Annotated in this window: 17 protein-coding genes and 1 pseudogene; 16 read left to right on the top strand and 2 right to left on the bottom strand. The window is 37.3% G+C overall.

The genetic code is table 11. From position 1 onward, the window contains the following. Positions 1–816 carry an RNA polymerase sigma factor gene (locus tag OPU68_RS02015; protein WP_498472278.1) on the bottom strand — a complete coding sequence of 272 codons (816 nt, stop codon included), beginning with the start codon at positions 814–816 and terminating at the stop codon, positions 1–3. A 398-nt stretch (positions 817–1,214) separates the two neighbouring features. Here OPU68_RS02015 and OPU68_RS02010 point away from each other — a divergent pair, with 398 nt between their 5' ends. The 15 genes from OPU68_RS02010 to OPU68_RS01940 all read left to right on the top strand — a co-directional run bounded on the left by OPU68_RS02010 (position 1,215) and on the right by OPU68_RS01940 (position 20,588). Further along, on the top strand, positions 1,215–1,439 hold the full coding sequence (locus OPU68_RS02010; protein WP_065722192.1) for a helix-turn-helix domain-containing protein: 225 nt from the start codon (positions 1,215–1,217) through the stop codon (positions 1,437–1,439). Positions 1,440–1,726: 287 nt separating this feature from the next. Continuing rightward, positions 1,727–2,335, top strand: coding sequence for a recombinase family protein (locus OPU68_RS02005; RefSeq protein ID WP_498472277.1), 609 nt, complete (start codon positions 1,727–1,729; stop codon positions 2,333–2,335). A gap of 118 nt (positions 2,336–2,453) precedes the next feature. Further along, positions 2,454–3,551, top strand: a complete 1,098-nt coding sequence (locus OPU68_RS02000; RefSeq protein WP_498472276.1) for a porin — start codon at positions 2,454–2,456, stop codon at positions 3,549–3,551. 17 nt (positions 3,552–3,568) lie between these two features. Next, positions 3,569–4,999 (top strand): anion permease, encoded by a 1,431-nt coding sequence (locus OPU68_RS01995; protein ID WP_498472275.1) that lies wholly within the window; start codon positions 3,569–3,571, stop codon positions 4,997–4,999. A 16-nt stretch (positions 5,000–5,015) separates the two neighbouring features. Next, a complete protein-coding gene (locus OPU68_RS01990; RefSeq protein WP_498472274.1) occupies positions 5,016–5,672 on the top strand; it encodes a succinate dehydrogenase cytochrome b subunit in 657 nt (218 codons plus the stop codon). A gap of 11 nt (positions 5,673–5,683) precedes the next feature. Continuing rightward, positions 5,684–7,600, top strand: coding sequence for a fumarate reductase/succinate dehydrogenase flavoprotein subunit (locus OPU68_RS01985; protein ID WP_498472273.1), 1,917 nt, complete (start codon positions 5,684–5,686; stop codon positions 7,598–7,600). A 10-nt stretch (positions 7,601–7,610) separates the two neighbouring features. Beyond that, positions 7,611–8,360 (top strand): succinate dehydrogenase/fumarate reductase iron-sulfur subunit, encoded by a 750-nt coding sequence (locus tag OPU68_RS01980; RefSeq protein ID WP_498472272.1) that lies wholly within the window; start codon positions 7,611–7,613, stop codon positions 8,358–8,360. A 317-nt stretch (positions 8,361–8,677) separates the two neighbouring features. Beyond that, a complete protein-coding gene (locus OPU68_RS01975; RefSeq protein WP_498472271.1) occupies positions 8,678–9,169 on the top strand; it encodes an MFS transporter in 492 nt (163 codons plus the stop codon). 483 nt (positions 9,170–9,652) lie between these two features. Next, the gene (locus OPU68_RS01970; protein ID WP_073335367.1) at positions 9,653–9,976 is read left to right on the top strand and encodes a cupin domain-containing protein; all 324 of its coding nucleotides are present in this window, start codon (positions 9,653–9,655) and stop codon (positions 9,974–9,976) included. Between the two features lie 505 nt (positions 9,977–10,481). Next, complete coding sequence (locus tag OPU68_RS01965; RefSeq protein WP_079466049.1) at positions 10,482–10,862, top strand: hypothetical protein; 381 nt, start codon at positions 10,482–10,484, stop codon at positions 10,860–10,862. A gap of 185 nt (positions 10,863–11,047) precedes the next feature. Continuing rightward, positions 11,048–15,397 carry a CusA/CzcA family heavy metal efflux RND transporter gene (locus tag OPU68_RS01960; protein ID WP_498472270.1) on the top strand — a complete coding sequence of 1,450 codons (4,350 nt, stop codon included), beginning with the start codon at positions 11,048–11,050 and terminating at the stop codon, positions 15,395–15,397. Continuing rightward, positions 15,398–16,555: an efflux RND transporter periplasmic adaptor subunit gene (locus OPU68_RS01955; RefSeq protein ID WP_498472338.1), complete on the top strand. Its 1,158-nt coding sequence runs from the start codon at positions 15,398–15,400 to the stop codon at positions 16,553–16,555. A gap of 42 nt (positions 16,556–16,597) precedes the next feature. Beyond that, positions 16,598–17,065, top strand: coding sequence for a heme-binding domain-containing protein (locus tag OPU68_RS01950; RefSeq protein WP_498472269.1), 468 nt, complete (start codon positions 16,598–16,600; stop codon positions 17,063–17,065). A 99-nt stretch (positions 17,066–17,164) separates the two neighbouring features. After that, positions 17,165–17,932: a phosphatase PAP2 family protein gene (locus OPU68_RS01945; protein WP_079466046.1), complete on the top strand. Its 768-nt coding sequence runs from the start codon at positions 17,165–17,167 to the stop codon at positions 17,930–17,932. A 139-nt stretch (positions 17,933–18,071) separates the two neighbouring features. Then, positions 18,072–20,588, top strand: coding sequence for a cation-translocating P-type ATPase (locus OPU68_RS01940; protein ID WP_079466045.1), 2,517 nt, complete (start codon positions 18,072–18,074; stop codon positions 20,586–20,588). A gap of 20 nt (positions 20,589–20,608) precedes the next feature. On the opposite strand, the pseudogene OPU68_RS01935 reads toward OPU68_RS01940, so the two are convergent. Next, positions 20,609–20,839 (bottom strand): annotated as a pseudogene (locus OPU68_RS01935) (hypothetical protein); the annotation flags it as partial. Positions 20,840–20,870: 31 nt separating this feature from the next. On the opposite strand from OPU68_RS01935, the gene OPU68_RS01930 reads away from it, so the two are divergent. After that, a complete protein-coding gene (locus tag OPU68_RS01930) occupies positions 20,871–21,113 on the top strand; it encodes a hypothetical protein (protein WP_079466044.1) in 243 nt (80 codons plus the stop codon). Positions 21,114–21,139 lie beyond the last annotated feature (26 nt).

Below are 21,139 nucleotides of genomic sequence, written 5' to 3'. Positions count from 1 at the left end.
TCAAAGGGGTATTTGAAAATTGTTTTGACTTTGCAGGTGCTGATAGGCATAAAGAAATTCCCGATGAACTTCCTTTTCTGGTAGTTGCAGTTCCTGTGCAATCACCGCAAAAGAGGATTTTTGCTCAAACCTTCTTTTGATAATCTCCAGCTGCTGATTGCTGAGTTGTTCTGACTGCTCTTTTTTAATTGCTGCTTTTTCTTCAGGCTGCTCAAACGAGGCGACTTTAAGAATTTTACGAAGCTCATCTATGGCTTTGCTCACCTCTATGCTTATGCCTGTCACGCTGCTTCCCATAGCCTCTGCAATGGGTTTGTACTGGAAGCCATATTCCAGGCAAAGTTCTATCAGGTGTTTTCTTTTGGGATTCAGAACGGGTAAGACCTTTGTGATTTCATCAAATTTGTTTTGGTCGGATTCCTGGCCGTGTAAATACTCTTTATCTTTCAAAGGGTCGTAACCGGCGAGATAATCCTGATAATTCTCAAAACTGTCAAGAGAAGCCATTAAGCGGGTGAATTTATTTCTTGGCGCAGTCACATACGCTATACAATCCCTTTTCATCACAAACCGTAAAAAGCCGGTAATATGATCAGGCGTTTCAATGGTGTCGCGGTGCAACCACAATTTTAGGAAGGTATCCTGAACAATAGTGTCCACTACAAAATCATCCTTCAGCACTTGCCATCCAACCCAGAAAAGAAGTCTTTTGTAACGTAAATGAATATGATTTAGAGCAATGGGATTGCCGTCTTTCAGCAGTTTGTATAACTGAAAATCAGTCAACTTTCGGGGCAAAGTGTTTGTTGCTTTCATAAGCAGTCTTTTTTTTAGTTACATTATAACTAGAAGGAACTGCTAAGATTCACAGGAAGAATTCTCTACATCATCCATAATACTAACTTACTACATTTCGCCAAAATAAAAGCGTGGAACTCAACTTATTGACTAGAGGTACTGGTATACCCGTGTACGATAAGTGAGCCCACGCCGCGGTCGTGAGCTAATATACTTATCTTCTCGTACACATAAAAATTACCAGTTTTCTAGTCGAGAATCTAAGCAATAGCTTCGATTAATATTATTGAAGTATTGCAAAGTTACCATTGTTGTAACTTATATAGCAAATATAAAACATTTTTCCTATTGTAGGTTAATTCGACTACAAAATTTTATTTAAATCTCATCAATTTGTCTATTCAATGTAGATCGAAATGGATAAATTAGATTTTAGAATAGCTTTTGGGAAAAGAATAGAGATTTTTAGAAAAAAGCTTAATTTGAGTTATAGAGAGTTGGCTCAAAAGTGTGATGTTGATCACAGTAATATTAGTAAAATAGAAAAAGGGGAAGTTGATCTTAGGATCTCTACTATTCAGGAGCTAGCCAAAGGTTTAGATGTGCATCCACAAGAATTATTTAATTTTAAATTAAAATAAGAAAATTTTTCCTGAACAATTTTATTCTTAAAAATGGATAAAATACCGAAGAGCGTCGGTATTTTTGTTTTGTAAAAATCATGAGAATAACACGGGGTTCAAAATTTAGTAAGTAGGTTTTTAAATGTTTCTGTTTGCCAATTCTAATCAAAAAAAAATGGTAGTATTTTGAGATTTTAAAATACATTGTGTTTAAAATCTGATATTTTCAATTTACTTTCTCAAAATGTCATATCATTAATCAAAGTTTCATAAATTTACAAGGTGTGAGTTTAATGTTACAAAGTATGAAAATAGGATATGCCCGGGTTTCGACTAAAGATCAAAATTTAGATTTACAAATTGAAGCCTTAGAAAAAGCAGGCTGTGAAAAAATTTATCAGGAGAAAATTTCGGGTGCAACAAAAAATCGCCCGGAACTTGATAAAATGATTGAGCAGTTTAGAGAAAGTGACGAACTCTATGTTTGGCGGCTTGATCGATTAGGTCGAAGCTTAAAAAACATTATTGATCTTGTTTTAAGTTTAAGCGATAAAGGAATTATCATAAAAGGTCTTGTAGATGGTGTTGATACTTCAACTATTAATGGGAGACTTTTCTTAAATTTAATGGCTTCTTTGGCTGAATATGAAAGAGAATTAATTAGAGAAAGAACAAATGCTGGTTTACAATCTGCAAGAGCAAGAGGTAGATTGGGAGGTAGACCTAAGGGTTATACTAAAGAAACAATTTCTAAACTGTTACTTCTGCGCACTATATACAAAGATGTCACGAAACGTCCCGAAGATATTTATAAGCCTTTTGGATTGACTAGAGCAACATTTTATAGGTATGCGAAAATTTTGGACAATCATACGGATGAAGAAATAAAGAAAATGGGAATTAAGAAAAAATAATTTTTAAAAAAATTAAATTATTATAAAATGGCAATAAGTGGATTATAAAATATATAAAATGAGTGGTTTTTCATTACTAAAAAAATACATGTTGCTTAGTTTAATATTAATCAGCATCATGTCAATTGCACAGATACCCGATTCTACGGCAAGTAAAAAGGTGGAAGATGTTATCAAATATCCTCAACTTCAGATCAAGGGTCTTTTTCAGGCGCGTTATATTGTGGGCATGAACAGGGATGTTGATGTAAATGGTCTTCATCATTCTGACGGATCCGGAACCAGCAACAATTTTATGGTCAAATACATGAGGGTTCAGGTTCATGCCCAGATCAGCAAACGGACGGAAGTGGTAGTTCTTGCTAATCTTGCTGATTTTAAAAATGATCCTAAATCCAGAGTTTTAGAGAACGCCTATTTAAAATATACCTTTAATAAAAAATTAGCGATTACTGTCGGGCAATACAGACCCTGGTTTGGTATTGAAGAAACATATCCTATTGACATTATTAAATCATTGGATTGGTCAAACCAATATACAGAGTTCGGAAAACTGGGATGGACGAGTTTTCAGATCGGACTTTCTGCAACCGGACAGCTTGAATTAGGGACAATTCCAATTCAGTATGCAGTATCTATTGTTAATGGAAACGGCAAAAATCAAGTGAGTGACAACGATAACGGCAAGCAGTATTCTACACGGTTGGTTTTTGGTCTTTCTAAAAAATACAGCGTAAATCTAGGTCTAAATGGTGGTATAGGCGAAGTTTTGAGTAACAAGATCTATGCTGTAGGAATCGATATCAGTTCTATTGTACATTTTGATTCAAAATGGAGTCTGGATATGCAGTTTGAAGCTAAACAGGCAACCAACCATCTTCTTTATTTTGCTGTTGCTCCTGAACTGAGAACTGATAGCCCTGATCAAAACTTGATTCGTGGAGCTTATTTCCTTCCAAATTTAAGATACGAAATTAATCACAGGAATCTAAGTGCCTTTGAATTGTCCTGCCGATATGAATATCTGGATACCAATTTCAGATTGAACTCAAATCCCAGACAGACCATTACCCCCATGTTTGGACTGGAATTTTTGAAAAATTATGGGGCTAGGATCCAACTTGGAGTACAGTTCGACCGGTATAAAAACAGCATAGCCAATACAACACAATATAACAACAATCTATTCATTGTGCAGGTACAAAGTAGATTTTAAACATTCAAAAAACGATTATGAAAGAAGTAACTTTTAAAGGCTTGGCAATAACGTTTGCTGTTGCTCTGATTCTATGGTTTATTCCCGCACCTGAAGGAGTAGCAGAAAATGCCTGGCATCTTTTCGGGATATTTGCAGCAACTATTTTGGGAATTATCTTAAAAGCTGCTCCAATGGGAACGATGTGCATGATGGCTCTCGGAGTCACTGCACTGAGTCAGGTTCTGGCACCGGGAGACGCCGGCAAATCAATTACCAAAGCACTTTCAGGGTTTGGAGATAAAGTAATCTGGCTTATTGGTATTTCATTCTTTATTGCGAGAGGATTTATCAAAACCGGATTAGGAAATAGAATCGCTTTTTTATTCATCCGGGTATTTGGGAAAAGTTCTTTGGGATTGGCGTATGGATTAGGTTTGGCCGACGTTTGTTTGGCGCCAGCTATTCCCAGTAATACTGCAAGAGGTGGTGGAATTATTTTTCCGATTATGAAATCGATGGCGATGAGTTTCGATTCTGTTCCTGAAAAACCTGAAACGCACAGAAAGCTCGGTTCATTCTTAACATTAAACAGTTATTACATGAACCTGATCGCCTCGTCTATGTTTTTAACAGGAACAGCGAGTAATCCAATGTGTCAGAAGTTTGCTGCAGGATTCGGAATTAACATCAGTTGGATGTCTTGGGCAGCTGCAGGTTTCTTGCCCGGATTGGTTGCATTCTTAGTGGTGCCTCTGGTTTTATATAAATTATATCCGCCTGAATTAAAGAAAACGGATGGTGCTCCACAAATGGCTGCACAGAAATTAAAAGAAATGGGACCCATTTCCAAAAATGAATGGCTGATGTTATTGGCATTTTTTATTTTACTGGGTCTCTGGATTTTTGGCAGTGCATTGTCAATCGATGCCACAACAACAGCATTTATCGGCTTAACTTTACTACTGCTGACCTCCGTATTAACCTGGGAAGATTTAAAATCCGAAAAAGGGGCATGGGATACGATTGTGTGGTTTGCGGTGTTAGTCATGATGGCAAGTTCATTGAATGAACTTGGTTTTATTGGCTGGTTCAGTGATCTGATTAAAGTGAAAATTGGTGACATGACCTGGACCGTCGCCTTTCCAGTGATTATTCTTGTTTATTTCTTTAGTCATTATATTTTCGCCAGTGCGACAGCGCATGTTGCCGCAATGTATGCAGCTTTATTGGGAGTTGGTATTGCAGTCGGAATTCCTCCGATGTTATTGGCTATGATGCTGGGTTTTCTAGGTTCTATTTTTGGCGTACTGACGCACTATGGTCATGGTCCGGCTCCTGTGTTCTTCGGAAGCGGATATGTTGACTTGAAATCCTGGTGGCTCCGTGGTTTGGAAATAGGAATTGTTCTGTTGATTATTTATATGGGCGTTGGCGGACTTTGGATGAAAATATTGGGATATTATTAATCAGTAAATACAAAATATGCTTTCAACATTATCTAGAAAGATGCTAATGTGTCTTACAGGTCTTTTCCTAAGTTTTTTTCTACTGATTCATTTCCTCGGAAATCTTCAGCTTTTTTTACCGGAAGAGAAGGCACATCTTCAGTTCAACGCTTACTCACATTTTCTATCCGGAAATATTGCTATTAAGGTGGTTTCCTATGTCTTATACGCAAGTATTATTCTTCATGCGATTGATAGCTTAATCATCACATTAAAAAATAAAAAAACCGGAGCGAAATATCAATATGAGAATCGGGGAAGAGCCAGTAAATGGTACTCCCGAAATATGGGTATCCTGGGAACTTTGATTTTAATTTTCCTTGTGATCCACTTTCAGAATTTCTGGTATGTCTATAAATTCGGAAGTTTGCCGCTGGACGAAGATGGAAATAAAGACCTCTACATACTGGTAGTGACCGTCTTTAAAGAATGGTGGTATGTCCTTATTTACGTCCTTTCAATGGTTGCTTTATGCTATCACATGATCCATGGAATTTACAGTGCGACCAGAACATTAGGATTATTTCATCCAAAATTTGTCAAATGGTTTAAAATTATTGGAACTGCTTACTCAGTCATTATCAGTTTAGGATTTGCCCTGATGCCTGTTTACATATTCTTCACTGCCCATTAAATATAGAAAATATGGATTTAGATTCAAAAATACCGGAAGGACCATTGGAACAAAAATGGGAAAACTATAAAAAATCAGCTAAGCTCGTCAATCCTGCCAACCGAAAAAAATTGGACGTTATCGTCGTAGGGACAGGACTTGCTGGAAGTTCCCTCGCCGCTTCGTTGGGTGAAATGGGCTACAATGTAAAATCATTTTGTTTTCAGGACAGCCCCAGAAGAGCACATTCGGTTGCGGCTCAAGGAGGGGTGAATGCTGCTAAAAATTATAAAAATGATGGTGACAGCGTGTATAGAATGTTTGTGGACACCCTAAAAGGTGGAGATTTCAGGGCACGTGAAGCAAATGTTTACCGAATGGCAGAGTGTTCGTTAAACCTTATTGATCAGGCTGTTGCACAAGGTGTTCCCTTTGGTAGAGAATATGGAGGCTATCTCAACAACCGATCCTTTGGAGGTGTTCAGGTAAGCCGTACATTCTATGCAAGGGGACAAACCGGTCAGCAATTGCTTTTAGGAGCTTATCAAGCTTTAATGCGGCAGGTTGGTAAGAAGAGTGTGCAGCTATTTTCAAGACATGAAATGCTTGACCTGGTGACCATCGACGGAAAAGCACGAGGAATTATTGTACGTAATTTAGATACCGGAGAAATTGAAAGACACGCCGCCCACGCTGTAGTTTTAGCTACGGGTGGGTATGGTAAAATCTATTACTTATCTACTTTGGCAATGGGCTGTAATGGTTCCGCAATTTGGAGAGCACATAAAAATGGAGCATTAATGGCATCTCCGAGTTGGATTCAGGTGCACCCTACATCACTGCCGCAGTCAGGTGATTATCAGTCGAAATTAACCTTGATGTCAGAATCTTTAAGAAACGACGGCAGAATCTGGGTTCCTCTAAAAGAAAATGAAACCAGAAAAGCCAATGATATTCCTGAAAATGAAAGGGATTATTATCTGGAAAGGAGATATCCGGCTTTCGGAAATTTGGCGCCAAGAGATATTTCATCAAGAGCAGCTAAAGAACGAATCGATGCTGGTTTTGGAATTGGTCCGTTAAAAAATGCAGTCTATCTGGACTTTTCAAAAGCTTTAAAAGATCAGGGTAAAGAAAAAATCCAGGAAAAATATGGAAATTTATTTGAGATGTATCTTAAAATCACAGGATACAATGCTTATGAAGCACCCATGATGATATCTCCTTCTGCCCACTTTACAATGGGTGGGCTGTGGGTCGATTATGAATTAATGACTACCATACCAGGTTTATTTGCTCTAGGAGAAGCTAATTTCGCAGACCATGGAGCGAACAGACTCGGCGCAAACTCTCTGCTTCAGGCCTCGGTGGACGGATATTTCATCGCACCTTACACCATCGCCAATTATTTATCACAAGAAATCCATACCGGAAAAATTACAACAGAAGGCAATGAATTTGAAAAAGCAGAAAATCAGGTCAGAAAACAGATTGAAAGCTTAATCACTATTAATGGAACAAAGACCGTTGATTATTTTCATAAAACATTGGGTAAACTGCTTTATGACTATTGTGGATTAGCAAGAAAAGAAGAAGGTTTAAAATTCGCAATCGCAGAAATCCAAAAACTGAAACAGGAATTTTATAAAGACGTCAAAGTATCAGGAAAGGCGGATAGTATGAATTCTGAACTTGAAAAAGCAGGACGTGTTGCCGATTATTTTGAAATTGGCGAACTGATGTGCTATGATGCCTTAACCCGAAATGAATCCTGCGGAGCCCATTTCCGGGAAGAATATCAAACTCCAGAAGGCGAAGCATTGAGAAACGATGCTGAGTTTCAATTTATCTCTGCGTGGGCTTGGACGGGTGACAATAATGAGCCTGAACTTATTAAAGAACCTTTGGTTTTTAAAGAAATACAACCCACTGTAAGAAGTTACAAGTAAAATATAAATTATGGATTTGCATCTTAAAATATGGAGACAGAAAGATCATCAGAGTGAAGGTAAGCTGGTGGACTATGATTTAAAGGAATTAAATCCTGATATGTCCTTTCTTGAAATGTTGGACACATTAAACGAAAAACTAATCATTAGTGGTGATGATCCGGTAGAATTTGATCACGACTGCCGTGAAGGAATTTGCGGGCAATGCGGAATGATGATCAATGGGATTGCTCATGGTCCCATCAAACAAATCACCACGTGCCAGCTTCATCTACGTTCCTTTAAAGATGGTGAAAAGATTATGATTGAACCTTTCAGAGCTTTGGGTTTTCCAATTAAAAGAGATTTAAAAGTTGACCGTTCTGCATTCGACAGGATTATCTCTTCAGGAGGTTTTGTATCGGTAAATACCGGTCAGGCTCCTGATGCGACGGCTATTGCAGTCACTCATCAGACTGAAGAAGAAGCGTTTGATTCTGCTGCCTGTATTGGATGCGGTGCCTGTGTTGCGACCTGTAAAAATGGCAGTGCTGCATTGTTTACTTCAGCAAAGATTTCACACATGGTCTTACTTCCACAAGGTAGAGAAGAAAGAAGTTCTCGCGTCCTAAATATGGTGAAACAGATGGATGCTGAACATTTTGGTCACTGTTCTAACACCGAAGCATGTGAAGTTGAATGTCCACAAGGAATTTCTGTATTGAATATTGCCAGAATGAATTATGAATATGGGAGGGCATTGTTTCTACGTAAAAAATAATTCTGCTTATTTCGTAGAACAATACTTAGTTGATGGTTGAATGGAAATGTATCAAAAAAAACGCTACATTAGCTCAGGAATAGCAAATAAACTTATAATATGGACTCACGAATAATAGAAAAAATTTTACTAGGTTCGCTTATAATGACGGTAATTATATTTCTAATGGAAATTAACTTCTATGATGATACTAATTACACGGCAGGTAAATTAAACAAAATATTGTTCTGGTCATATATCAGAGGTCTAGTAATCTCTGGAAGTGTTAATATAGCAAATAATTATTTTTCAAAATTAAGAGATAAATAATACAGGGCATGGCAATAGAACTCGGTGGTGTCATATTCCTCAGCCTTGGTGGATTCTTAGGAGAGAAAGGATGGCAATATCCATTTCTAATTTATGGAATTGCATTGATTTGTTTAGTTCTAACCATCCTGTTTATTCCATCACAAAAAAGTAATGTGATAGAAGTACAATCGGAAGATGTGCTTGAAAAGAAGATTACGGTCACAGGAATTATCTTGAATATTGTTTTAACAACAAGTATTGCAATGATTTTATTTTTTATAACGTTTGTGACCCTTCCGAGCTACCTTCCTTCAAAGTTTGTATTTTCAGAATCTGAAACTGGTTATTTTATGGCTTTCATTTCATTGATTGCAGTAGTTTCTGCAAGTCTGATGCCTTCAATAACACATAAATTTGGTTCATGGAAGACAGTATCTCTGGGATTTTCCATTTTTGCAATAGGATATCTGTTTTTCGCCTTCTCTTCAAACATTGTAGTCTCGGTGGAGCTGCGGTAGCTACAGGAATTGGATTTGGTTTAACCATTCCGTTACTCAATCACATGACAGTTGAGAGCAGTAGTCCTAAAAACATAGGACGAAACCTAAGCTACTATTCAATTGGAATCTTCGGAGGACAATTCATGTCTTCGTTTCTCGGACTGATTTCTTCTGATCCTAAGAACTTATTTATCATCTGTGCTGTGATAGCATTCGTGACTTTCTTTGGTTTAAATAAAATAAAGCATGTTTAATTTTAAAAAATAAAAATATTATTTTTCATACATCTACAAATCGACATTATGTAAATTAGCAGAGTATAGAAAGTCTCAAAAAACGATTATTCAATCAATCCAGACGAGGGATACACTTCGTTATTATTATAGTGGCTATAGTTTTGCTTTATGATCAAATTGAATATGTAGTGCTATCTGAAGTTTTACGCTTTTTTTAAGTGAAACTTCCCTGCTTTTTCTTATTTTAATAGCAAAATAAATGTTTATGACAGATACAGCTTCCTTCTATGAGGATTTACGTTATGAGGACGGAAAAAAACCAGCAGTTAAAACAATGATTAAAAATGATTTTGCAAAAGAAATCAGAATTCTGTTTCGTGATACACAAGAAATGAAGGCACATACTGCTCCATTTCCAATTATCGTTCATGTCATGGAAGGTTTAATTGACTTTGGGGTTGATGGTAAACGGCATCTGTTGAAGAAAGGCATGATAATCCAATTGCCGGCCCATGTTCCGCACGATCTTATTGCACTGCAAGAGAGTATGGTAAGATTGAGCTTATTATTGCAAAAAAGTTCAGACTAACCAAACTGGCAATCTGACTCTTATTTTGATATTTAACTGAATTTAAATTTATTTGCAACTGTCTGATGTTAAACTTGTTCAATAAGATAAAATAGTCTCAAAAAGCGATAATTCGGCAAAAGATGGACAAAGGAAAAAAAGAGGCTACAGTTCCCCACTAAGATTCTATTGGGATGAACTCTATAAAAATCAAAAAAAGCTTACTCTGGAATTTTCGGATGATATTATTTTCTCATTAACCGATCAATTATCCTCAAACATCTGTTTGAGGATTTTTTAATGCAATAAAAATTTATTTTATCTGCTTTTTTTGTGTACAATTAAATAGGGTCTGAGTTATAATAAATCTATCGTCATCGATATTATTTTATTTAACCTGATATTGGTGAACGTATCCTTTTCTTTAATTATAGTTCATTGATATTCCTGTTTATATTGTTTGCATTTAGAGATAAGCATATATATTTATAATCATTCTTAATGAAACATTTCATAATTTTGATACGTGAAAAAATGGATTTCCATACTGTTACTTTCCTTTTATTTGGTTTCGACAACTGAACTGTATCAGCTATTGAAAATCCCAACACTGATAGAGCACTTTATTGAGCATAGTGGAGATAATCCTGAGATGACACTGATTTCTTTTCTTAAAATGCATTATGATCATCCTGTGAAAGATGCTGACTATCAGACAGATCAGAAGTTGCCTTTCGTAACCCATTCGTCTCATCTTGTGCTTGTTTTCACTGTAAATCCAAATTTGACTGTTGAAGTCAAAAAACCAATCATAACAGATCATCATAAGAAAATTGTTTCCTTTGGTAATCTTTTCTATGATAAAGATGATTCAAATTCTATCTGGCAACCGCCGAAAAACTGTTAAAATCTTTTCGTTTTTACTTTACGTTTTTATGACGTCAATCTTATTGTGAACATTTCTGTTGATGGTATTCTTAGTGATATTCAAAACCAAGATTAGCTACTGTATTTCACGATATGATCGTGCTGACTATTTTCTTGTCAGCTAAAAACGTATTCAATTTCAAAAAAAATTTAACAGAATTATTTATGCTAACAAAAATCATTGAGTTTTCTGTGAAGAATAAACTCATTATAGCATTATTGGTATTCGGGTTGATAGGCGTTGGCGCTTATCAGGTGACCCAATTACCGATAGATGCAGTCCCTGATATTACCAATAATCAGGTTCAGGTGATCACAACTGCGCCATCATTTGGGGCGACAGATATAGAAAGATTAGTCACTTTTCCAATAGAACAGGCCAACAGTAATATTTCAGGACTGAAGGAAATCCGAAGTTTTTCAAGGTTTGGACTTTCACTGGTTACCATCGTTTTTGATGACGGTGTTGATATTTACTGGGCTAGACAACAGGTTGCAGAGAGACTGCAACAAGTTCAGAATCAGATTCCACAGGATGTGGGAACGCCTGCTTTAGGACCTATTTCTACAGGACTTGGAGAAATTTATCAATATGTTGTCCGTCCGAAAAAAGGATATGAAAGCAAATATGATATTACAGAACTCAGAACACTTCAGGATTGGATTGTCAGAAGACAATTGCTTGGTGTAAAAGGCGTTGCGGAAGTCAGCAGTTTTGGCGGAAAACTGAAACAATATGAAATTTCCGTCAATCCCGATAAACTCAATGCTTACGGAATTACCATTACAGATGTTTTCGATGCATTGAAAACCAATAACCAGAATACAGGCGGTTCTTATATCGAAAAAGGACCTACCGTTCTATACATAAGAAGTGAAGGATTGGTCGGGAATCTGGATGATATTAAAAATATTGCTATCGCCACCAAAAACAATGATGTTCCTCTGTTTATAAGAGATATTGCAAAGGTGCGTTACGGTTATGCAACAAGATTTGGGGCAATGACTTACAATGACACCGGCGAAGTTTCGGGTGCGATTGTGATGATGTTGAAAGGTGAAAATAGCAGCGAGGTAATCAAAAATGTAAAAGCCAAAATCGAGCAAATCCGAAAAACCTTGCCGGAAGGTATTGTGATAGAACCATTTTTAGACCGAACCAAAATGGTGAACAACGCCATTGGTACTGTTGAAAAAAACCTGATGGAAGGCGCATTGATTGTCGTTTTTGTACTGGTTTTATTTCTGGGGAATTTCCGTGCAGGCTTGTTGGTCGCGTCCGTCATTCCTTTGGCAATGCTTTTTGCGGTTTGTATGATGAATCTCTTCGGCGTCAGCGGAAATCTGATGAGTCTGGGTGCGCTGGATTTCGGGCTGATTATAGACGGTGCTGTGATTATTGTAGAATCTGTAATGCATCAGTTTACCCACAATTCAAAATTCCGGAAAGCGCTGTCAGTTTCAAAACAGGAAATGGACACCATTGTCATAGATTCCGCAGGAAAGATGATGAACAGTGCGGTCTTCGGACAGATCATCATCCTCATTGTGTATCTGCCAATTTTAACATTACAAGGAATTGAAGGTAAAATGTTCAAACCAATGGCACAAACCGTTGCCTTCGCTTTATTGGGAGCATTTCTGCTTTCTCTGACTTATATTCCGATGATGAGTTCTATTATTTTAAGCAAGAAAATATGCCACAAAATGAACTTTTCAGACCGGTTAATGGCGAAGGCTGAAAATCTTTACCGAAAAACTATACTAAAAGTTTTAAGAATACCAAAAACCATTTTCAGTATTGTCATTGTTCTTTTTATCCTTTCCGTTGTGGTTCTAAGCAGAATGGGAGGCGAATTTATACCATCCCTGGAAGAAGGAGATTTTGCTGTTGATACCAGAGTTTTGCCCGGAAGCAACCTCAAAACCACAATTGAAAGTACGCAGAAAGCAGCTCATATTCTGAAAACCCGCTTTCCGGAAGTTCAGAAAGTAGTTACCAAAATAGGAAGCGGAGAAGTTCCCACCGACCCGATGCCGATGGATGCTTCGGATATGATGGTAATCCTGAAAGATAAAAGCGAATGGACTTCCGCCAAAACCTTTCCGGAGCTTTCAGACAAAATGAGCAAAGCGTTGGAAGATGTTCCCGGAATTACCGTTGGTTTTCAGTATCCTGTGCAGATGCGTTTTAATGAATTGATGACCGGCGCAAGACAGGATGTTGTTTTGAAAATATTCGGAGAAGATCTGGAAATATTGGCGAAAAATGCCAATCAGCTTGGTAAAATAATCAATACCGTAAAGGGAACTCAAAATCTATATATCGAGCCTGTTTCTGGTCTTCCGCAGGTGATTATCCAATACAACAGACCGGTGATTGCACAATATCATTTGTCTATCGGAGACATCAACAGAGTGATCAATACCGCTTTTGCAGGGCAAAGCACAGGTCTGGTTTTCGAGGGCGAAAAACGTTTTGATATGGTCGTCAGATTAAACAGTAATGACCGAAAGAATCTGGATGATGTCAGGAATTTATTAATTCCCACGCCGTCTGGTAATCAGATTCCGCTTTCTCAGCTTGCCAATGTCGAGATTAAAGATGGTCCGAACCAAATACAGCGTGAGAACGGGCAACGGAGAATTGTGGTAGGTTTTAACATCAAAAACCGTGATGTTCAGGGAATTGTAGAAGAACTTCAAGCCAAAGTTGACAAACAATTGAAACTTCCTACAGGATATTATGTCACGTACGGAGGTTCTTTTGAAAACCTCAAAAATGCCAAAAACAGACTGATGATTGCAGTTCCTATTGCCTTGGTTTTAATTTTTGTACTGTTGTTTCTGGCGTTTAATTCGGTGAAAGAAAGTCTTTTGATTTATACGGCGATTCCGCTTTCCATTATAGGCGGTGTGCTGTTACTGGCTGCAAGAGGAATGCCTTTCAGCATCAGTGCTGGTGTTGGATTCATCGCGCTTTTCGGTGTGGCTGTCCTTAATGGAATTGTACTGATTTCAGAATTCAACAGACTGTATAAAGGTGGCATTAAAAATATTGTCAGAATTGTGGTAGACGGCGGAGAAGCCAGATTAAGACCAGTGTTGATGACTGCTTTTGTGGCTTCATTAGGATTTATCCCGATGGCAGTGAGTAACGGCGCCGGAGCAGAAGTCCAAAGACCATTGGCAACCGTTGTCATCGGCGGACTTTTGATTGCGACATTGCTCACCCTTTTTGTGCTTCCACTGCTTTACGTAACTATTGAAAAAGGATTAAAAATGAAAAATAACCGCAAAAATATAATAACGCCCATTCTCATTATTTTCTTTGTTTTAACGGGAAATATGATGAATTCTCAAACCAAAGTCACTTTAAATGAAGCGGTTGCCATCGCTTTAAAAAACAATAGAGGTCTTAAAAGTGAGAAATTAAAATCAGAATATGCAAAAGCACTTATCAAGACTTCTTCAGACATTCCTCAGACAGGAATTTCTGCTGATTACGGGCAAATCAACAGCGCTTATCGTGATCTGAAATTTGGGGTTTCCCAGAGCATTGCATTTCCTACCGTTTACAAAAGACAAAAAAATCTCTATACAGAAGAATGGAAAAAAAGCGAGCTGAATATTTCATTGAAAGAATATCAGCTGAAAAAAGGCGTGACACTCACATTCTACAACATTCTGTATTGGCAGGAAAAGGAAAAGATTCTGAATGAATCGTTAGATTTTTATGCTCAATTTCTGGATAAGGCAACTTTAAGATTAAAAAGTGGCGAGAGTAATATTTTGGAAAAAGCGACGGCTGCCAATCAAAAATCAGCTATCGAAATCCAGATTAAACAAGTGAAACAGGAACTGAGAACTTTGCAGCTGCAATTGCAATGGCTTTTGAATTCAGAAACAGAATTCATTCCTGATGGAGACCGTATTTTTTCTCTTTCCAATCTGCAAAATGATGTTTCCGGTAATCCTTCGTTAAAAATATTAGAACAGCAAAAAAACATTGCAGCACAACAAACGGCTTTGGAGAAATCTAAATTACTGCCCGGTTTACAATTAGCTTATAATCTGAACAGTTTCCGTGGGATGGGTGCAGATGACAAAGTGTACACTGCTTCACCACAGTTTCATTCTGTTCAGGTTGGCGTTTCGGTTCCGATATTTTCTGGGGGACAAAAAGCAAGGATTGAAGCTTCAAAAATTGCAGAATCTGTGACCGAAAATGATTTGCAGAATGCGGAGTTTACGTTAAAAAACCAGTATAAAAAACTATCAGAAATTCAGCAGAAAAACTTGGAGATAGTTTCTCAATACGAGAAATATGAACTGAAAAATGCCAATATGATTCTGGAAACTGCTCAAAAACAGTTCATCAACGGAGAAATTAATTATCTGGAATTTGTAATGCTTGCCAACCAGGCGATCAGCATCAAAAATAATTATACAGATGCCGTTTGGAATCTTAATGAAAGCATTGTTGAGCTGGAATATATCACTTTAAATCAATAAATTATGTCAAAATCAATTCAAAATAAATATTCGGTTTTATTAATGCTTGTCCTCTTTTTTGCGGTTCAGTGTAATCAAAAAGAAGAAACTATTGCAAAGCCAACAGCTCCTAAAGATGAAACTACGGTTACATTGACCGATGCTCAGCTTAAAAATACGACTATCGAAACAATGTCGCTTTCTGTGAAGAATATTTCTACAGTGCTCAGAATCAATGGAAAAATAGATGTTCCGCCACAGAATCTGGTTTCCGTAAGCGTTCCGTTGGGCGGTTACCTGAAAAACACCAACCTGCTTCCGGGAATGAAAGTAAGCAAAGGACAGGTGATCGCCGTGATAGAAAATCCTCAGTTTATACAGCTTCAGCAGGATTATTTGATGGCAAAATCGAAACTTCATTTCGCAGAACTGGATTATAACAGACAAAAAAAGCTGAACCAAAGCCAGGCAAGCAGTGATAAAGTAATGCAGATGGCGCAGTCTGAGATGAACAGCCAGAGAATTATGATGAATACTTTGGCAGAACAGCTTCAGCTCGTGAACATCAATGCGGGAAGTCTTACTTCGGGAAATATCAGAAAAAGTGTTCCGGTGTACAGCACGATCAACGGTTTTGTGAGCAAAGTGAATGTGAATATCGGAAAGTTTGTGAATCCTTCTGATGTTTTGTTTGAACTCATCAATCCAAATGATATTCATCTGAACCTGAAAGTGTATGAAAAAGACCTCCAAATGCTGAAAATAGGACAAAGACTTACCGCCAATACCAATACGCAGCCGGATAAAAAATACGGTGGCGAAATTATCCTGATCAGCAAAGATATCAATGCAGACGGAACGGCAGATGTGCATTGCCATTTTGAGCAGTACGATCACAATCTGACTCCAGGGATGTATATGAACGCCGAAGTAGAAACCAAAACATCTTTTTCCAACGCGCTACCAGAGGAAAGTATTGTCAATTTTGAAGGTAAAGATTATGTTTTTGTTGAGGAAAAAAAGCAAACTTATAAAATGATTCCGGTAACGCTGGGAGAAGCTGAAAACGGTTTCATTCAAATCAAAAATTTTGAAGATTTTAAGAACAGAAAAATCGTTACCAAAAATGCCTATACGCTTCTAATGAAGTTAAAAAATACGGCAAGTGAAGAGGAATAATTCCACTCAAATAAATATTAATCCAAAAAAAAATAAAAAATTATGAATAAGTCAATTTTAAATTTAAAAAATATTTTAACTGTACTGTTGTTGCTGTTTATCGGTATTCAGTTTATTGATGTCCAGAAAAATATCAGTCAGAGTCAATCTGCCAACGCTATCGAAAATCACTATAAAATACCTGAAAAAGTTCAGGCAATTTTAAAAACAAGTTGCTATGACTGCCATTCCAACAATACAACTTATCCTTCTTACAGCAAGTTGCAACCTGTGAAATGGTGGTTGGCAGATCACGTGAATTCTGGTAAAAGACATCTCAACTTTGATGAATTCAATTCTTACAGCCGTGATAAAAAACTTGAGAAACTGGATGAGATCGTAGAAACCGTCAAAGAAGGCGAAATGCCGCTTGCTTCCTATACAGTTATTCATCAGGATGCAAAACTATCTGCTTCTAGTCGGGCTGAAATAGAAAAGTGGGTCAGTGAAACAAAAAAAGGGATCAAATAGATGTTCAGATTTAATTTCAACTCATTCTTGATCAATCATCACATAGGATCCTTGAAATCTTATATTATTTCTTTAAATTTAATGTTTAAATAACTGACCATGAAATTATTAATAATCATTGTTTTAACCTGTTCAAACATTTGTTTTGGACAGGTTAGATCTGATTCAGCCGGACTGAAAAAACTCGATGTAGAGAATTACAGTGATTCAGTGTACAAACCAAGCTACAAAAAACTCATTATTCCAACAGTGTTTATTGGCTTCGGAGTAGTAAGCCTAAGTTCTGATGCGCTCAAAAATCTAAACAGTTCCACAAAGTATGAGATCGGAGAACATCAACCCAAGCATATCACTCTTGATAACTACACCCAATATTTGCCTGCAGCAATGGTCTATGGTTATAATCTTGCAGGCATAAAAGGAAAGCATAATCTTAAGGAGCGAACTATTATCTACGGAACCTCTCAGCTGATTTCTGCTGCATTTGTTTTGCCTTTAAAGCATCTGGTAAAAGAGGAACGTCCGGATAGTACCAATCATCTTTCTTTTCCTTCCGGCCATACAGCGACTGCTTTTTCTTCCGCACATTTTCTCTTCAGAGAATATCAGGATGAGAATATTTGGATTGCCCTTTCAGGATATCCCATTGCCATTTTTACAGGTGTTTACAGGACATTAAATGATAAACATTGGGTAGGCGATGTGGTTGCAGGGGCTGGATTTGGTATCCTGAGCACCGAGATCGCCTATTGGATATTCCCCATTGTCAATAAGATCTTCAAAAATAACGAATCGAAAGGCGTCACTTTCATCTATCCGGTCATTCAATCGAAGTCTGTCGGTTTGGGTCTGGTTTTGAATCTGTAATGATGCAATATCACTAGAACAAAGCTCCAATTGCTAATCACAGTTTTATCCATACAGATGATTAACTGATATGGTTCAGGCAGGGAGATCCAATTTCTACATAATAATTGCTTACTTTTAAATAACTTATTTATTTGATATGTCTTACAATATACCCGAAGGACTTACTGGTCTCATCAGCGATGAAGTGACAGCTTCCAGACAACAATATGGATATAACCGGTTAGAGGGTATCCATAAGAACACGTGGTTTGATCTGCTTATCGGTATTTTAAAAGAACCGATGCTGATCCTGCTTATCATTATCTCGGTCATTTATGTTATCGTGGGGGATTATGGAGAGGCTGCGTTTATGTTTGTGGCAATTGTTGCGGTGACGGCGATTTCTTTTTATCAGGATAACCGAAGTAAAAAAGCTTTAGAGGAACTTGAAAAACTTAATGAGCCTTTAAGTAGGGTCATCAGAAACTCGAAGGCAGTAGAAATTCCGACCTATGAAATTGTCGTTGGTGATCTATGCATTACCGAGGAAGGAAGGATTATCAATGCTGATGGGGTCATTGTTCACAGCAATGATTTTTCCGTGAATGAATCTTCGCTTACCGGCGAAAGTTTTTCTGTTTTCAAGGATAGCAGATCTGAGGATCATCTTGTTTACAGTGGAACGGTAACGGTTTCGGGGTTAGCCGTTTTTAAAGTCAATAAAATAGGCAAAGAAACGCGTGTCGGCAAAATTGGAGAATCCATACTGAATATAAAAGAAGAAATTTCGCCACTGCAGATCCAGATCCGGAAATTTGTAAAAGGGATGGCTGTTATTGGTATCGTTATTTTTCTAATGGTTTGCATCTTCAGTTATATTAAAACCGGAGATCTGGTAACGAGTCTTCTTAGTGGATTAACACTCGCGATGTCTGTACTTCCCGAAGAAATTCCTGTAGCCTTTACAACTTTTATGGCTTTGGGTGCCTGGAAACTGATGCGTGAAGGTATTATTATCAAACGGAGCAGTATTGTGGAAACCTTGGGAAGCACCACGGTCATCTGTACCGATAAAACAGGGACTATTACTGAAAATTCAATGAAGCTTCAACATTTATATAATTACCTTTCCGATAAGATTTATGAAGAAAAGGAATTCAAAAATGATGATTTAAGTGAATTGATTAATTATGCAATGTGGAGCAGTGAGCCAGTCCCTTTTGACCCTATGGAAATAACTCTGCACAAAACATATGAGGAAACTCAAAAGAATGATGTAAGAAAAGAATATCAGATGTTTCACGAATATCCACTTGAAGGGAAACCTCCGATGATGACCCATCTTTTTGAAAACACAGATAAAGACAGGATCATTGCAGCAAAAGGCGCTCCCGAAGCTATTTTGAGTGTTTCCAAGCTATCAGAGACTGAAAAAGAAAAGATAAGAGATATTATAAAAACGTTTGGACAGCAAGGCTACCGTGTTTTGGGAGTTGCCAAGTCTCATTTTGAAGGAAACAGCTTTCCAAAAAACCAACAGGATCTTGATTTTGAATTTTTAGGGCTGACTGTATTTTATGATCCCCCAAAAAAAGGAATCAAAGAGGTATTTCAAAGTATTTACGATGCAGGTATTAAAGTGAAGGTCATTACCGGTGATAATGCAGATACAACGAATGCCATTGCGCTTCAGGCAGGAATTATCAATACTACTCCCGCAATCAATGGAAGTGATATTATAGGAAGTTCTGAAAAAGAGCTGATGCAGATCTCGGAGAATACCGTTCTATTTACCAGAATGTTTCCTGATGCCAAGCTTGCGGTAGTAAATGCCCTGAAAAAGAAAGGGGAAGTGGTAGCGATGCTTGGAGATGGCGTAAACGACGGTCCAGCATTAAAAGCTGCCCATATTGGCGTAGCTATGGGAAATAAAGGGACTGAAATTGCCAAATCAGCTGCTGCGCTGGTGATTACGAATGATGATCTGGAAAAACTGATTGTCGGAATTGCCGCTGGTAGAAGAATTTACACCAATATTAAAAAGGCGATCCAGTATATTATTTCCATTCATATTCCTATTATACTGACGGTTTCTTTGCCTCTGTTTTTAGGATGGATATTTCCGCACATATTTACTCCGGTTCATGTTATTTTCCTCGAGCTGGTTATGGGACCGACCTGTTCTATTGTTTATGAGAATGAGCCTATGGAAAAAAATACAATGAAACAACCTCCAAGAGCTATGGGAGATACTTTTTTAAGTCTAAAAGAGTTGGGAATCAGTATTATTCAGGGATTGGTGATCACTCTCGGAGTTTTGTTTGCCTATCAGTTTGCTGTTCAAAACGGAGGTGATGAAGAAAAGACAAGGGCAATGGTATTCAGTACATTGATCTTTGCCAACATATTACTGAGTTTTGTCAACCGGTCATTCTTTTATAGTGTGCTGGAAAGTTTCAGAAACCGTAATCCCTTGCTTATCGGCATTTCTGCCTTGGTTTTGGGGTTGCTTTTTGCAATATTATATGTAAAGCCGATCTCTCTATTCTTTAAAGTAACAGCACTTAATGTAAGTGAATTGGGGATGACCGTTATCATTGCAGCGGTTTCTGTTTTATGGTTCGAGATCTACAAATATGTAAAAAGAATAGGAAAAGCAAAAGAACAAAAATAAAGAATCAGGGAATATTAACTTTATACAGAAAACTTATTTCTGGGCAGACCAATCTCATGTTCCTGCGGATAAGGTTTTCTTTGCGTCATACTGACGTCCTCCCGTAAAGTTCTAGCAACTTCTAATGATTTGGATTCATCCATTGAATATCTTGGGTCAGGAATGAACGGCATTTTTGCCATTTTCTGGATCGTAATTGTCGGAAAGTGAAAATCAACTTCGACCGTTCCCAATAAAAGATAACAACCACCTTCTTTGTTTTTAATTAAATTAAACAAAAACATGAAAATTAAATATTTTGAAATTAATGATGATTTAATCAAAAACAATTTAATAGAATTTGCAAATGCCTCCAAATATCTTTTATACAATGAAAACCCGGCATTATTAGAAAAGCTAGACATTGAAAATGATATATTTTATTTTAAAACAATCCCAGTAAAACCAAAATTAAATTATGGTATTGGGAGTGGATTTTTTAATCAAAATAATAAAAAAGACGGTATATGGGATGAAGATGGATGAAAATAATTTATAAAAACGGTGAAATA

The organism is Chryseobacterium sp. TB1-D10 (genome assembly GCF_059803555.1).
This window is presented reverse-complemented; position numbering and strand designations above follow the sequence as displayed.

Coding starts and splice junctions, on each gene's coding strand:
- OPU68_RS01985 (WP_498472273.1), top strand. CDS start 5,684: ATGGATTTAGATTCAAAAATACCGGAAGGACCATTGGAACAAAAATGG.
- OPU68_RS01940 (WP_079466045.1), top strand. CDS start 18,072: ATGTCTTACAATATACCCGAAGGACTTACTGGTCTCATCAGCGATGAA.
- OPU68_RS02010 (WP_065722192.1), top strand. CDS start 1,215: ATGGATAAATTAGATTTTAGAATAGCTTTTGGGAAAAGAATAGAGATT.
- OPU68_RS01975 (WP_498472271.1), top strand. CDS start 8,678: ATGGCAATAGAACTCGGTGGTGTCATATTCCTCAGCCTTGGTGGATTC.
- OPU68_RS01945 (WP_079466046.1), top strand. CDS start 17,165: ATGAAATTATTAATAATCATTGTTTTAACCTGTTCAAACATTTGTTTT.
- OPU68_RS01995 (WP_498472275.1), top strand. CDS start 3,569: ATGAAAGAAGTAACTTTTAAAGGCTTGGCAATAACGTTTGCTGTTGCT.
- OPU68_RS01960 (WP_498472270.1), top strand. CDS start 11,048: ATGCTAACAAAAATCATTGAGTTTTCTGTGAAGAATAAACTCATTATA.
- OPU68_RS01950 (WP_498472269.1), top strand. CDS start 16,598: ATGAATAAGTCAATTTTAAATTTAAAAAATATTTTAACTGTACTGTTG.
- OPU68_RS01980 (WP_498472272.1), top strand. CDS start 7,611: ATGGATTTGCATCTTAAAATATGGAGACAGAAAGATCATCAGAGTGAA.
- OPU68_RS01970 (WP_073335367.1), top strand. CDS start 9,653: ATGACAGATACAGCTTCCTTCTATGAGGATTTACGTTATGAGGACGGA.
- OPU68_RS01930 (WP_079466044.1), top strand. CDS start 20,871: ATGAAAATTAAATATTTTGAAATTAATGATGATTTAATCAAAAACAAT.
- OPU68_RS02005 (WP_498472277.1), top strand. CDS start 1,727: ATGAAAATAGGATATGCCCGGGTTTCGACTAAAGATCAAAATTTAGAT.
- OPU68_RS02015 (WP_498472278.1), bottom strand. CDS start 816: ATGAAAGCAACAAACACTTTGCCCCGAAAGTTGACTGATTTTCAGTTA.
- OPU68_RS02000 (WP_498472276.1), top strand. CDS start 2,454: ATGTCAATTGCACAGATACCCGATTCTACGGCAAGTAAAAAGGTGGAA.
- OPU68_RS01990 (WP_498472274.1), top strand. CDS start 5,016: ATGCTTTCAACATTATCTAGAAAGATGCTAATGTGTCTTACAGGTCTT.